Origin of the sequence: Pseudomonas onubensis (assembly GCF_965653655.1) — a bacterium.
Lineage (GTDB): Bacteria > Pseudomonadota > Gammaproteobacteria > Pseudomonadales > Pseudomonadaceae > Aquipseudomonas.
The window spans coordinates 1-13,175 of the sequence record NZ_CBFHAZ010000139.1 but is presented as its reverse complement, the minus strand read 5'-3'; the positions used below and the strand labels follow the sequence as shown (position 1 = coordinate 13,175).

The window sequence follows — 13,175 nt, the reverse complement described above, 5'->3', positions numbered from 1 at the left end:
GCGGTGGATCAGTCACCCGATGCATTGACTGACACACCGCATTCGCGAGCAAGCCCACTCCCACATTTGATTGGGTTTCCAAGCAGACATTAGCGCTACCTAACTTAACTAATAACAAGGACATCCTTCCATGCGCGCGCTCGCCGCCTTGAGCCGCTTCGTCGGCAATACCTTCGCCTACTGGGTGTTGATTTTCGCGGTGCTCGCCTTCCTTGAGCCCGGCTGGTTCATTGGCCTCAAGGGCGCCATCGTACCGCTGCTGGGCCTGGTGATGTTCGGCATGGGGCTGACCTTGAAACTTGAAGACTTCGCCGAAGTCGCCCGCCATCCCTGGCGTGTGGCTCTCGGTGTGGTCGCGCATTTTGTGATCATGCCGGGCGTGGCCTGGCTGCTGTGCCAGGCGTTCCACCTGCCGCCGGAAATTGCCGTCGGCGTGATCCTGGTCGGGTGCTGCCCAAGCGGCACCTCGTCCAACGTCATGACCTGGCTGGCGCGGGGCGACCTGGCGCTGTCGGTGGCCATCGCCGCCGTCACCACCCTCCTCGCCCCACTGCTGACGCCGGCGTTGATCTGGCTGCTGGCCTCGGCCTGGCTGCCGGTGTCGTTCATGGAATTGTTCTGGTCGATCCTGCAAGTGGTGTTGCTGCCGATCGTACTGGGCGTGGTGGCGCAACGCGTGTTGGGCGACCGGGTGCGCCATGCCGTGGACGTATTGCCGCTGGTGTCGGTGGTGAGCATCGTGATCATCGTCGCGGCGGTGGTTGCGGCGAGCCAGGCGAAGATCGCCGAGTCCGGCCTGTTGATCATGGCCGTGGTGATGTTGCACAACAGCTTCGGTTATCTGCTCGGCTACTTCACCGGCCGCCTGTTCAAACTGCCGTTGGCGCAGCGAAAATCCCTGGCGCTGGAAGTGGGCATGCAGAACTCCGGGCTGGGCGCCGCATTAGCCAGTGCGCACTTTTCGCCCTTGGCGGCGGTGCCGAGCGCGCTGTTCAGCGTGTGGCACAATATTTCCGGGGCATTACTGTCGACTTACTTTCGCAGAATGAGCGAAAAAGAGGACCGCCGCGCCCTGGAGAGCGCGCCGTAAACTTGATCACCTGATCAATTTTCGGCAAGCTACCGGGCTTCGCGGGGACGACCTCGCGACGCTCTCAAGCGCTTAATCCGGGGACGACCCCAGCTATAGAGGGGAGATCAACATGTCCTGGATCATTCTGTTTTTTGCCGGGCTGTTTGAGGTCGGCTGGGCGGTCGGCCTGAAGTACACCGACGGTTTCAGCAAGCCGCTGCCGACAGCACTGACGATTGCCGCCATGGCCATCAGCCTCGGCCTGCTGGGCCTGGCCATGAAGGAGCTGCCGCTGGGCACCGCCTATGCCATCTGGACCGGTGTGGGTGCGGTGGGCACGGTGATCGCCGGGATTATTCTGTTTGGCGAGTCCATGGCGTTGTTTCGGCTGGCGAGTGTGGCGTTGATTATTTGCGGGCTGGTTGGGCTCAAGATCAGCACTTAGGCCACTACCGCTATCGCAGGCAAGCCAGCTCCCACACTGGACTGTGTTCACCGTTCAAAGGTGGGAGCGGGCTTGCTCGCGAAGGGGCCGGGGCATGCAGTACAGCGCTACCTGACACTCCCCCGCAATACACTCACCACAGCCTGCAACTGCTCAGGCGTCGCGGCCTCCAGCGCAACCGGCTCACCCGCCACCAACACCACCCGCGACCAGATCCGATGAAAGATCCCCTTGTTCGGGTCGCGACTGAAAAAGCTCCCCCACAACCCTTGCAGCGCCATCGGAATCACCGGCACCGGGGTCTCCTCCAGAATCCGCGTGAGCCCGCCACGGAACTCATTCATCTCACCATCGGCGGTCAGCTTGCCTTCGGGGAAGATGCACACCAATTCCCCTTCCTTCAGGTACTGGGCAATTCGTGTGAAGGCCTTTTCGTAGATCTGGATATCTTCATGGCGCCCGGCAATCGGAATCGCCCCGGCCGTACGGAAGATGAAGTTGAGCACCGGCAAACGGTAGATCTTGTAGTACATGACAAAGCGAATCGGCCGACGCACCGCGCCGCCAATCAACAGTGCATCGACAAACGACACATGGTTGCACACCAGCAACGCCGCGCCTTCATCGGGAATGCGTTCCAGGTTGCGATGCTCCACGCGGTACATGGAATGGCTGAGCAGCCAGATCATGAAACGCATGGTGAACTCGGGGACGATTTTGAAGATGTAGGTGTTGACCGCAATATTGAGCAGCGATACCACCAGGAACAGCTCCGGGATCGATAGCTTGGCCACGCTCAGCAACAGGATCGAGACGATGGCAGAGACCACCATGAACAACGCATTGAGAATATTGTTGGCTGCGATGACCCGCGCGCGCTCGTTCTCGGCCGTGCGCGACTGGATCAACGCGTAGAGCGGCACGATATAGAAGCCGCCGAACACACCCAGACCCAGGATATCGAACAACACCCACCACGCCTGACCGTAACTGAGTACCGCCAGCCAGCTATGTTCCTGGGCCGATTGCGGGAAACCGCCCGAGTGCCACCACAGCAGCAGGCCGAATACCGTCAGGCCAAATGAGCCAAACGGCACCAGGCCGATCTCGACCTTACGGCCAGAGAGCTTTTCGCAGAGCATCGAACCAACGGCGATGCCCACCGAAAACACCGTGAGGATCAGCGTCACCACGGTTTCATCGCCGTACAACCATTCCTTGGCGTAGGCCGGGATCTGCGTCAGGTAGATCGCACCGACAAACCAGAACCACGAGTTGCCGACAATCGAGCGCGACACCGCCGGCGTCTGCCCCAGGCCCAGGCGCAATGTTGCCCAGGATTCGCTGAAGATATTCCAGTTCAGGCGCAGCTCCGGCGTGGAGGCCGCCGCCCGCGGAATACTGCGGCTGGCCAGGTAGCCGAGCACCGCCACGCCGACAATCGCCACCGCCACCAGGGGCGCGTAATTGCTCGACGACATGATGATCCCCGCGCCAATGGTGCCGGCCAGGATCGCCAGAAACGTGCCCATTTCCACCAGCCCGTTGCCGCCCACCAGCTCATCGTCGTGCAGCGCCTGGGGCATGATCGAGTACTTCACCGGGCCGAACAGCGCCGAATGCGTGCCCATGGCAAACAGCGCCAGCAGCATCAACTCCAGGTGGTTGAACACAAAGCCCGTGGCGCCCACAGCCATGATCACGATCTCGCCGATCTTGATCGCACGGATCAGCGCGTCCTTGTTGAATTTCTCGCCAAACTGCCCGGCCAGCGCCGAGAACAGGAAGAACGGCAGGATAAACAACAAGGCGCACAGGTTGACCCAGATGGAGCGGTCGCCCTCGATGGTGAGCTTGTAGAGAATCGCCAGGATCAGCGATTGCTTGAAGATGTTGTCGTTGAACGCGCCCAGCAACTGGGTGATGAAAAACGGCAGAAAGCGCCGTGTGCGCAGCAAGGTGAATTGTGAGGGGTGGCTCATCGTCCGTGTTCCTGCGTGGCCTGAAGGCTTGTAGTTTCTCAGGCCACGACTTTACCTAATCGCGCTTACTTATTCGCTAGTCCTGCAATGCATGGCGAAACAAAAAGCTCACCTTTATAGGCACCCTGCACGGTGCGCTTGGCCACAATCAACCACATCAGCGCCAATGCCAGCACCAGCACGCTGCCAAAGACGCTGAAAAAGCTCAGGTGCAGCAGGCTCGCCAGCTTCAGCGTGGCCAACGCGTAAACTCCCAATGGGAAGGTAAACCCCCACCAGCCGAGGTTGAACGGGATGCCGGCGCGCAGGTAACGCAGGGTGATCAGCACCGCGATCAGCATCCACCACAAACCGAAGCCCCACAGCGTGATGCCGGCCACCACGCCCAGGCCATTGGCCATTTCGCCCACACCCGGCAACCCATTGGCGGCGAAGATCGCCGGGGCGTCACCGCCCAACAGCAACATGCCCAGCGCACCGGTGCCGATGGGGCCAAGGGCCAGCCAGCTCGACGCGGCCATATTGGCCGGCGGCAGTTTATGCAGGGCCATGCGCAACATCAGGATGGTCAGGATGCTGAACGCCACCGGCAGGGAAAACGCCCACAGCACGTAGCTGGTCACCAGCATCACCAGTTGCGCATGGGCGTCGGCCAAGTGCGGCGCCAGCAGGCCGCCGCTGGCGGCGGCGACTTCGGCGGCAACCACCGGCAACAGCCAGACGGCGGTCATCTGGTCGATGCTGTGTTCCTGGCGGGTGAACATCATGAACGGGATGAGCACGCCGCAGGCCAGGGCCATCGCCACGTCCAGCCACCACAAGGCTTCTGCCAGCGGGATCACTTCGCTGCCCCAGCGCGGCAGACCGAACAGCAGCAAACCGTTAAGAATCGTCGCCAGGCCCATGGGAATGGTGCCGAAGAACATCGACACCGTGGAGTGCCCGAAGATGCGTCGCGCTTCGTGGAAGAACATCACCCAACGTGCCGCGTACAACAGGCTGAACAGCACAAACAGGCCAATGGTGAACAACCACAGCCCTTCGGCAATGACGTGCAAACCTGGCAGGTTGAACGGCAGTTGCGCCAAGGCCAGGGCCAGCACGCCGGTGCCCATGGTCGCGGCGAACCAGTTGGGGGTGAACTGGCGAATCACTTCCCGTGGGCGGGTCAGGTGGCTCAAGGGTTTGTAGCTTGGTGCTTTGCAGCTGGGAGTCGTCGAGCAGGTCATGATGGCAATCCTCTTCCTCGCATGAGGTTGAAGCCATCATAGAACCTGGTCGAATATCTATATAACGGGTAATATCTCTATCTGTTATCTACTTTACCAATATACGCCATTACTCTATCGCCGCCTTGGCCCGCACCGAGCCCTGCAGGACCAAACCGGCCAACGCACTCAGGGCCAGCACTATCAGCGCGGCCCCATAGCCTTCCGTGGTGACGATAAGGCCGTAAACATGGCACAGATAACCCGCCAATAACGCCGGCAGACAGAACGCCAAGTAGCTCAAGACATAGAACGCCGACATCAAACCGGCCCGCTCATGGGGCAACGCCAGCCCGACGATACTGCGCACACTGCCCATGAAGCCGCCGCCAAAACCAAAACCTGCAATCACACTGGCGACAAAGAACAGCCACAAAATACCCATGTGCACGGCCACCAGCAGCAACGCGACGCCCACCGCCAACAGCCCTGCCGACAGCCGCATGATTTTATCCGCCGGGCGCTCGCGCACGCTGTAGATCATCACCGCACCACTCAAAGTCACGACCGCCACCAGGCCGCCGCCGATCAGGTGTGATGTGGAACCGGCGGCAGCCTTGACCAGCGACGGCGCCAGGGATGAGAAGAACCCGCCCAACGCCCACACCGCCACATTCAGCGGCATCACCAGCCATAAGGCCCGGCGCGCTTGCTGCGGCACATGCAGGGTCGGCGCCAGCGATTTCAACGCGCCCGGAATACGGCTGACGGTTTCCGCCAGGCGCCACACATACGCAGCCTGCAACACCATCAACCCCAACAGCGTGAAGTAAATCAACTGGGTAGGACGCGGCGCGAACTCGACCAACAGGCCGCTGCCCAACCCACCACTGGCCATGCCCAACAGGGGCGCCAGGCTATTGAGCATCGGGCCGCGCACGCGGTCAGTGTCGAGCAAGGTCGCACTCAGCACCGCCGTGGCCATACCTGTGGCAAAGCCTTGCAGCGCGCGGGCGGCAATCAAGTGCGCAGTGCTGTCGGCGTTGATAAACAGCAGCATTGCCGCAATATTGAGCAGCAGTGCGACGAAAATCACCGGCTTGCGCCCCAGGTAATCCGACAGCGAACCCACGGTCAGCAACGCCGCCAGCAGGCTGACGGCGTACACGCCGAAGATCACCGTGAGCACCACCGCCGAGAAGTGCAGGTTCTCCTGGTAAACCTGATACAACGGCGTCGGCGCGCTGGACGCGGCGAGAAAGGTCAACACCGTGATCACCAGAAACGCCAGGCTGGACCGTTGGGAAATGACGCGAGACATGGGTACACTCCGCTAAAGCTAATATTTTGCTTTTGTGGAGTGTGCTACCGGGAAGCGCTTAAAGCAAATTCTTTGTGTTAAGGTTTTACGCATGGCGATAAAAGAAGGCCTTCGCCCGGGAGGCCGTAGTGCCCGGGTTCAAGAATCAGTGCATAACGCCGCGCGCGAACTGCTGGAAGCCCATGAGCGTTCAAGCGTCACCGTGCCGATGATTGCTGCACGCGCAGGCGTCACGCCGTCCACAATTTATCGGCGTTGGGGTGACTTGTCGGTGTTACTCGCGGATGTGGCCCTGGCCCGCATGCGCCCCGACAGCGAGCCGGCGAATACCGGCAGCCTGCGCGGCGACCTGCGGGCCTGGGCCGAGCAATACCTGGATGAAATGAACTCAGAGCCAGGTCGCAACATGATGCGTGACCTGCAGAGCATGATCACGCCGGGTTATTGCGTGAGCATTCTGAGTGGGCAGTTTCAGACGATTATCGATCGTTACCCACAGAGTACGCCGCCAAGCGTGGACCATTTGATCAACCTGCTGGCGGCGCCGACGGTGTTTCGTATTTTGTTTTCGACCGAACCGCTGACGGTGCAAGAGCTGCATGCCTTGTTAGAACTGGCGCTGAAAAAATAAAGGCCTTGCACAAAACCAAATGTGGGAGCGGGCTTGCTCGCGAAGGCGGTGTGTCAGTCAACAAATCCGTCGACTGGCATATCGCATTCGCGAGCAAGCCCGCTCCCACATTTTTAACGCGTATGACTGCTGCTTAAGTACGCATCCCGCGCCCACTCACCAGCAACCGCGCACAGCCCACATACAGCACCACGGTCGCCACCAGCATGAAGGTGATCGCCACGCTGATCTTGATATCCGACACGCCCAGAATGCCGTAGCGGAAGGCATTGACCATGTGCAGCACCGGGTTGGCCAGCGACACGGTCTGCCAGAACGGCGGCAGCAAGGTGATGGAGTAGAACACCCCGCCCAGGTAGGTCAGCGGCGTCAGCACGAACGTGGGGATGATCGAAATATCATCGAAGTTGCGTGCAAACACGGCGTTGATAAAGCCCAGCAGCGAGAAGATCGTTGCGGTCAGTACCACCACCAGAATGGTGACCCCCAGGTGATGCACCTGCAGGTGGGTGAAGAACAGCGACAGCAAGGTCACGATCACCCCGACCATCAAGCCGCGCAGCACGCCGCCCAGGGTGTAGCCGATCAGGATGGTGTGCGGCGACACCGGCGAGACCATCAGTTCTTCGATGGAACGCTGGAACTTGCTGCCGAAAAAGCTCGAGACCACATTGCCGTAGGAGTTGGTGATCACCGACATCATGATCAGGCCCGGCACGATGTACTCCATGTAGGTGAAGCCACCCATGTCGCCAATCTGGCGGCCGATCAGGTTACCGAAGATCACGAAGTACAAGACCATGGTGATCGCCGGCGGCAGCAGGGTTTGCGGCCAGATCCGGGTAAAGCGCTTCACTTCGCGGTAAACGATGGTCTGCAGTGCGACGAGGTTGGGTTGCAGTTCGGAACTCATACCGCCACCTTCGCCAGATTTTTCTCCACCAGGGACACAAACAACTCCTCAAGGCGATTGGTTTTGTTACGCAGGCTCAGCACTTCGATGCTCTGGGCCGCCAACTGGGTGAACAACGCGGTGATGCCCATGGCCTTGTCCACCTGGATTTCCAGGGTGTGGCCATCCACCAGGCGGCTTGGGTAGCCGAGCAGTTGCGGTGCCACCGACAGGTTGTTTTTCAGGTCCAGCAGGAAGGTTTCCACATGCAACTGGCCCAGCAGGTTGCGCATGCTGGTGTTCTCGACGATGGTGCCGTGGTCGATGATGCCGATGTTGCGGCACAGCTGCTCAGCCTCTTCCAGGTAATGGGTGGTGAGGATGATGGTGATGCCCTTCTCGTTCAGCTCGGTGAGGAAGGTCCACATCGAACGGCGCAGCTCGATGTCCACACCTGCGGTTGGCTCATCGAGGATCAGCAGGCGCGGTTCATGCACCAGCGCGCGGGCGATCATCAGGCGGCGCTTCATGCCACCCGACAACGAACGCGATGGCACATCACGCTTGTCCCACAGGCCCAACTGGGTCAGGTACTGCTCGGCGCGTTCCTTGGCGATTTTCGCCGGGATGCCGTAGTAACCGGCCTGGGTCACGACGATGTCGAAGGTCTTTTCAAACTGGTTGAAGTTGAACTCCTGGGGCACCACGCCGATGGAGCGCTTGAGCGCCGCCGGGGATTTGTCCAGGTCATGGCCAAAGATATTCACCGAGCCGCTGGTTTTGTTGACCAGGGTGGAGAGGATGCCGATGGTGGTGGATTTGCCGGCACCGTTGGGGCCGAGCAAGGCGAAGAAGTCACCTTCGGCAACGTCCAGATCGATACCACTCAGGGCCTGGAAACCGTTGCCGTAGGTTTTGGTTAGCTGCCGGATGGACAGAGCGGAACTCATATCGGATTACGCACCAGAGAAGGGAATAGAAAGAGTAGATAAGCGCGCAGCGCACGTAGTTCAACGGCGGCGCATGACAAGCATGGTGCTTGGCCGCGCCGCACAAGTACAGTCACCCGTATTAATAGTGGGTATTAAGTCAACGCGGTCATCACGGCCTTGCGGTAGGCCGGGCGGTCTTTAAGGCGCTGGTACCAGGCCTCTAGATGGGGCATAGCCGGGCGTTCGATGGGCATCTCGAACCAGGCGTAGGCAAAGCAGCCCAAAGGGATATCGCCCATGCCGAAATGCTCGCCGGACAGGTAGGGTTGCCTGGCGAGGGCCTGGTCGACGGTTTCAAGCGCATCGATACAGGCTTGGCGCCCGGCATTGATGCTGTCCCAGTTCTGTTTTTCTGCCGGAGTGCGCAGGATGCCCCAAAACACCGCCTTGAACGGATCGGCGAGTGTGGACGTGGTCCAGTCCATCCACTTCTCGGCGTTGGCCCGGGCTTGCAGGTCGTTCGGGTAAAAATCCGACGCGCTCTTGGCGCACAGGTAACGCACGATGGTGTTGGATTCCCACAACACAAAGTCGCCGTCTTCGATCATCGGCACCCGGCCATTGGGGTTCAAGGCCCGGTATTGCGGCGTGTCGACCACACCAAAAGCCCCGCCCGCATCAATTGCCTCATAGTCCAGGCTGAGCTCCTCGGCGCACCACAGTGCCTTCCTGACGTTTGATGAATTTTTACGACCCCAGATTTTCAGCATGACCGCGCCTTATCGTTGATGAACATGGCTTGATGAACGCAGCAGCATACGCCGGTTCACGCGCGGCTCAAATCGCTGTGCATGTCGCCCAGCAGGATCGGCATGTCGTCGGCAAACAGATGAGGGTAACACTGCTGAATATGCGCGAAGAAAAACGCTTCGGGCACATCGCTGAACTGCCCGTGGTCCAGCACATACTCCATCGAGCGCCGGCCCTGGCGGTTGAAAGCGTGGAACACACTGTCGTTGACCCCATCGAACGCCAGCGGCGGCACATCGAACAACTCGCACAGTTGGCTGTTGAACGCCGGCGTGGCCTTGACCCAGCGGCCGTGCAGGTACAACTCGGTATAGCCATGCATGGCGAACACATCACTTTTAAGCAACGCGAGCAGGCGCGGTGTCGACAAATGATTGCGCACATCCGCCAGGCCAATGCGCGCCGGGATCCCGCAATGGCGGGCACAGGCGGCCAATAAGGTGGCCTTGGGCACGCAATAACTCTCGCGGGCAGCCAGGGCAAAGCTGGCACTGAGGGTACTCGGGTCACGGCTGAAGGTGTACGGGTTGTAGCGAATCGCCTCACGCACGGCCAAGTAGAGACTGACCGCCTGGTCATTTAAATCCGGGCGAGTTCCGCGATGTTTTTCGGCGAACTCCACCACCGCAGGGTGGTCACTATCGATGAAGCGGCTGGGATTCAAGTACGTATCCATGAGCTTTATCTCCAAGGTAAGCCTTGAGTCTAACGACAGGTCTGCCGTGGAGATAACGACGATTCGGCCAAATGTCGGCGTGCGCCAGCACAACTCGTTACACCCTCGCCACCGCGCTTTTTCGGATGCCGACTAAGCTCCATGGTGGTTTCGCCCTTGGTTTCACGGAGGATTGAATATGCTGTTGTTGTGGATACTGGTTCTGGTGGTCGGCATTGCCTACCTGGCACACCGCCGCACCGCGCCCCTGCCCGCGCTGGGCGTGGTCGCCGTCTACCTGCTGGCGATGGGTGCCTGGAGCCATGCACCGGGTTGGCTGCTGGTGATCTTCTGGGTGCTGATCGCCGCCGTGGCCGTGCCCCTGTTGTTGCCCGACCTGCGCCGCCAATACTTCACCAAGCCGCTGTTCAGCTGGTTCCAGAAAGTCCTGCCGCCGATGTCCGAGACCGAGCGCGACGCCATCGATGCCGGCACCGTGTGGTGGGACGGCGAACTGTTCAGCGGCCGCCCCGATTGGGACAAGTTGCTGGCCTACCCCAAGGCGCAACTGACCGACGAAGAACAGGCGTTTATCGACGGGCCTACCGAAGAACTCTGCGCGATGGTCAGCGACTGGGAAATCGGCCAGGCCATGGACCTGCCGCCCGCCGCCTGGGAGCACATCAAGACCCACGGCTTCTTCGCCCTGATCATTCCCAAGGAATATGGCGGCAAGGGTTTCTCCGCCTATGCCCACTCCCAGGTCGCGATGAAACTCGCCACCCGCAGCGGCGACCTGGCCTCCACCGTGATGGTCCCCAACTCCCTCGGCCCCGCCGAGCTGCTGCTGCATTACGGCACCGACGAACAACGCAACCACTACCTGCCGCGCCTGGCGCGTGGTGACGATATACCGTGTTTCGCGCTGACCGGCCCACTGGCGGGCTCCGACGCCGGCGCCATGCCCGACACCGGCGTGATCTGCAAAGGTGAATGGGAAGGCAAGGAAACCCTGGGCCTGCGCCTGAACTGGGAAAAACGCTACATCACCCTTGGCCCGGTCGCGACCCTGCTGGGCCTTGCCTTCAAGGCCCATGACCCGGACCACTTGTTGGGTGAGGAAGAAGACTTGGGCATCAGCCTGGCGCTGATCCCCACCGACACGCCCGGCGTCGAAATCGGCCGTCGCCACCTGCCGCTGGGCGCAGCGTTCATGAACGGCCCCAACTCCGGCAAGGACGTATTCATCCCCCTGGAATTCCTTATCGGTGGCCAGGAAATGCTCGGCAAGGGCTGGATGATGCTGATGAACTGCCTGTCGGTTGGCCGTTCGATCTCCCTGCCTGCGGTTGGCACCGGCGCGGCCAAGTTCACCAGTTTAGTGACCGGCCAATACGCCCAGGTGCGCGAGCAGTTCAACGTGCCGCTGTCGGCCTTTGAAGGTATCCAGGAAGCCCTGGCGCGCATCGGCGGCAACGCCTGGCTGATGGACAGCGCGCGCATGCTCACCGCCAATGCCGTCGACCTTGGCGAAAAACCCTCGGTGTTGTCGGCGATCCTCAAGTACCACCTCACCGAGCGCGGCCGCGAGTGCATCAGCCACGCCATGGATGTGCATGGCGGCAAAGGCATCATCATGGGCCCCAACAACTACCTGGGCCGCAACTGGCAAGGTGCGCCGATCTTCATCACGGTGGAGGGCGCGAATATCCTCTCGCGCAACCTGATGATCTTTGGTCAGGGCGCAATCCGCTGCCATCCGTTTGTGCTCAAGGAGATGGCGCTGGCCGGTCGTGAAGACCATGACCAGGCACTCAAGGAGTTCGATGGCCTGCTGATGCAACATATCGGCTTCGCCGTGAGTAACGCCGCCAGCACACTCGTGCTTAACCTCGGCATTGGCCATTTCGAAAAAGCCCCGGGCAACCGTCTGAGCCAGGGTTACTTCCGCGCGTTGAACCGTCAGGCTGCCGCGTTCGCCCTGCTCGCCGACTTGAGCATGATGCTGCTCGGTGGCGAGCTGAAACGCCGCGAACGCCTGTCGGCGCGCCTGGGTGATGTGCTGAGCCATATGTACCTGGCCTCGGCGGCGCTCAAGCGTTATCACGACCTGGACTCGCCGGATCACCTGGAGCCGCTGTTTGCCTGGGCCATGGAAGAAAGCCTCGGCGAATCGGAACGTGCCCTGGATGAACTGCTGAGCAACTTCCCGAACAAGGTCCTCGGTTGCCTGCTGCGAGTGATCGTGTTCCCGTTCGGCCGTCGTCATACCGGGCCGTCCGATGCGCTGGACGCCGAAGTGGCTGCGGTGATTGGCCGTGCCAAAGGCGACCCGACCCTGGAAGAGTTGCTGGCGGGTTGCTATCGCCCGCAATCGGCAGAAGACCCTGTGGGCGCGCTGCAACACGCCTACGACCTGCTGGGTGCCAGCCACCCCTTGCAGAAAAAACTCCACACGGCGCTCAAAAGCGGCCAGGTCAAACCGGCCGCCGGCGAACATGCCATCGACGCGGCGCTGCACGCGGGCGTATTGCAACCGGCCGAAGCGCAAACCCTGCGCGACGCCGAAGCCGCGCGCCGCAAGGTGATCGATGTGGATGATTTCAGCAAGGAAGAGCTGACCCAGGCTGAGGGTAAAATCCGCTGAGTCAGGCGGTCATATAAAAACGGGCGCGTGAGCTATATACTCTCGCGCCCGTTTTTGCTTTAGAGGACTTATCTCGTGTCCAACGTCGTTGCCGATCATCTCGTCTTGCTCGACCACTTGCGCAGCATCCTGGTTGCCGTCGGCGAAGCCGAACAGGTGCCCGAGGAAAGCCATACCCTGTTCCTGGAGCGCTTCGACGAATTGCGCGCCCTGCTGCCGATCGACCCGATCGAAAGCCAGTACCTGGGCCAGGACCTGATGAGCCAGGTCATCCTGCGCTACCCGCAGATCGCCCACCTGGTGCCCCGCGACCTGCTGTGGTTCTTCGGCGGTGATTGCCTGCACTTCATGCCCGATGAAGAACTGGACCTGTACCAGTCTCTGGAAGAACGTCGCTATGAAGCCGAACAGAACGATGAGCCGTTCGACTGGAACCAGGAAAAGCAACTGCTGGCCATGCCGCAGGATCAGAGCAAGCACTGATTTTTTCAGAACACTGAGATCTAAATGTGGGAGCGGGCTTGCTCGCGAATGCGGTGGTTCAGTCAACTTCTTTCGCGACTGACACACCGCTTTCGCG

The 13,175-nt window shown here is 60.6% G+C and carries 12 protein-coding genes; 5 read left to right on the top strand and 7 right to left on the bottom strand.

The annotated features are described in order from the left end of the window. The first annotated feature begins 130 nt into the window (after positions 1–130). Both ACTD9P_RS27510 and sugE read left to right on the top strand, forming a co-directional pair. Entirely contained in the window at positions 131–1,090 is a 960-nt protein-coding gene (locus tag ACTD9P_RS27510) for a bile acid:sodium symporter family protein (RefSeq protein WP_438870124.1), read from the top strand. A gap of 112 nt (positions 1,091–1,202) precedes the next feature. Further along, a complete protein-coding gene (gene sugE / locus ACTD9P_RS27505; RefSeq protein WP_016970241.1) occupies positions 1,203–1,517 on the top strand; it encodes a quaternary ammonium compound efflux SMR transporter SugE in 315 nt (104 codons plus the stop codon). A gap of 107 nt (positions 1,518–1,624) precedes the next feature. Here sugE and ACTD9P_RS27500 read toward each other — a convergent pair whose 3' ends face one another. The 3 genes from ACTD9P_RS27500 to ACTD9P_RS27490 form a co-directional block, all read right to left on the bottom strand. Next, a complete protein-coding gene (locus tag ACTD9P_RS27500) occupies positions 1,625–3,499 on the bottom strand; it encodes an MFS transporter (RefSeq protein WP_438870123.1) in 1,875 nt (624 codons plus the stop codon). 65 nt (positions 3,500–3,564) lie between these two features. Beyond that, on the bottom strand, positions 3,565–4,728 hold the full coding sequence (locus tag ACTD9P_RS27495) for a TDT family transporter (protein ID WP_438870122.1): 1,164 nt from the start codon (positions 4,726–4,728) through the stop codon (positions 3,565–3,567). 109 nt (positions 4,729–4,837) lie between these two features. After that, the gene (locus ACTD9P_RS27490) at positions 4,838–6,028 is read right to left on the bottom strand and encodes an MFS transporter (RefSeq protein WP_438870121.1); all 1,191 of its coding nucleotides are present in this window, start codon (positions 6,026–6,028) and stop codon (positions 4,838–4,840) included. 91 nt (positions 6,029–6,119) lie between these two features. Between ACTD9P_RS27490 and ACTD9P_RS27485 the strand changes: the two genes are divergently transcribed. Beyond that, positions 6,120–6,659 (top strand): TetR/AcrR family transcriptional regulator, encoded by a 540-nt coding sequence (locus tag ACTD9P_RS27485; protein ID WP_438870120.1) that lies wholly within the window; start codon positions 6,120–6,122, stop codon positions 6,657–6,659. Positions 6,660–6,792: 133 nt separating this feature from the next. Here ACTD9P_RS27485 and ACTD9P_RS27480 read toward each other — a convergent pair whose 3' ends face one another. From ACTD9P_RS27480 to ACTD9P_RS27465, 4 genes are all read right to left on the bottom strand, one after another. Beyond that, positions 6,793–7,572 carry an ABC transporter permease gene (locus ACTD9P_RS27480; protein ID WP_058420148.1) on the bottom strand — a complete coding sequence of 260 codons (780 nt, stop codon included), beginning with the start codon at positions 7,570–7,572 and terminating at the stop codon, positions 6,793–6,795. Further along, positions 7,569–8,501, bottom strand: a complete 933-nt coding sequence (locus ACTD9P_RS27475; RefSeq protein WP_438870119.1) for an ABC transporter ATP-binding protein — start codon at positions 8,499–8,501, stop codon at positions 7,569–7,571. Before ACTD9P_RS27475 ends, ACTD9P_RS27480 begins: the two co-directional genes overlap by 4 nt. A 134-nt stretch (positions 8,502–8,635) precedes the next feature. After that, positions 8,636–9,253, bottom strand: a complete 618-nt coding sequence (locus ACTD9P_RS27470) for a glutathione S-transferase (RefSeq protein ID WP_438870118.1) — start codon at positions 9,251–9,253, stop codon at positions 8,636–8,638. 56 nt (positions 9,254–9,309) lie between these two features. Next, positions 9,310–9,969 carry a transglutaminase-like domain-containing protein gene (locus tag ACTD9P_RS27465; protein WP_438870117.1) on the bottom strand — a complete coding sequence of 220 codons (660 nt, stop codon included), beginning with the start codon at positions 9,967–9,969 and terminating at the stop codon, positions 9,310–9,312. Between the two features lie 178 nt (positions 9,970–10,147). Between ACTD9P_RS27465 and ACTD9P_RS27460 the strand changes: the two genes are divergently transcribed. Both ACTD9P_RS27460 and ACTD9P_RS27455 read left to right on the top strand, forming a co-directional pair. Next, entirely contained in the window at positions 10,148–12,595 is a 2,448-nt protein-coding gene (locus ACTD9P_RS27460) for an acyl-CoA dehydrogenase (RefSeq protein ID WP_438870116.1), read from the top strand. A gap of 75 nt (positions 12,596–12,670) precedes the next feature. After that, complete coding sequence (locus ACTD9P_RS27455) at positions 12,671–13,078, top strand: PA2817 family protein (RefSeq protein ID WP_065931709.1); 408 nt, start codon at positions 12,671–12,673, stop codon at positions 13,076–13,078. The last annotated feature ends 97 nt before the right edge of the window (positions 13,079–13,175 follow it).

Coding starts and splice junctions, on each gene's coding strand:
- ACTD9P_RS27500 (WP_438870123.1), bottom strand. CDS start 3,499: ATGAGCCACCCCTCACAATTCACCTTGCTGCGCACACGGCGCTTTCTG.
- ACTD9P_RS27460 (WP_438870116.1), top strand. CDS start 10,148: ATGCTGTTGTTGTGGATACTGGTTCTGGTGGTCGGCATTGCCTACCTG.
- ACTD9P_RS27490 (WP_438870121.1), bottom strand. CDS start 6,028: ATGTCTCGCGTCATTTCCCAACGGTCCAGCCTGGCGTTTCTGGTGATC.
- sugE (WP_016970241.1), top strand. CDS start 1,203: ATGTCCTGGATCATTCTGTTTTTTGCCGGGCTGTTTGAGGTCGGCTGG.
- ACTD9P_RS27510 (WP_438870124.1), top strand. CDS start 131: ATGCGCGCGCTCGCCGCCTTGAGCCGCTTCGTCGGCAATACCTTCGCC.
- ACTD9P_RS27470 (WP_438870118.1), bottom strand. CDS start 9,253: ATGCTGAAAATCTGGGGTCGTAAAAATTCATCAAACGTCAGGAAGGCA.
- ACTD9P_RS27485 (WP_438870120.1), top strand. CDS start 6,120: ATGGCGATAAAAGAAGGCCTTCGCCCGGGAGGCCGTAGTGCCCGGGTT.
- ACTD9P_RS27475 (WP_438870119.1), bottom strand. CDS start 8,501: ATGAGTTCCGCTCTGTCCATCCGGCAGCTAACCAAAACCTACGGCAAC.
- ACTD9P_RS27480 (WP_058420148.1), bottom strand. CDS start 7,572: ATGAGTTCCGAACTGCAACCCAACCTCGTCGCACTGCAGACCATCGTT.
- ACTD9P_RS27495 (WP_438870122.1), bottom strand. CDS start 4,728: ATGACCTGCTCGACGACTCCCAGCTGCAAAGCACCAAGCTACAAACCC.
- ACTD9P_RS27465 (WP_438870117.1), bottom strand. CDS start 9,969: ATGGATACGTACTTGAATCCCAGCCGCTTCATCGATAGTGACCACCCT.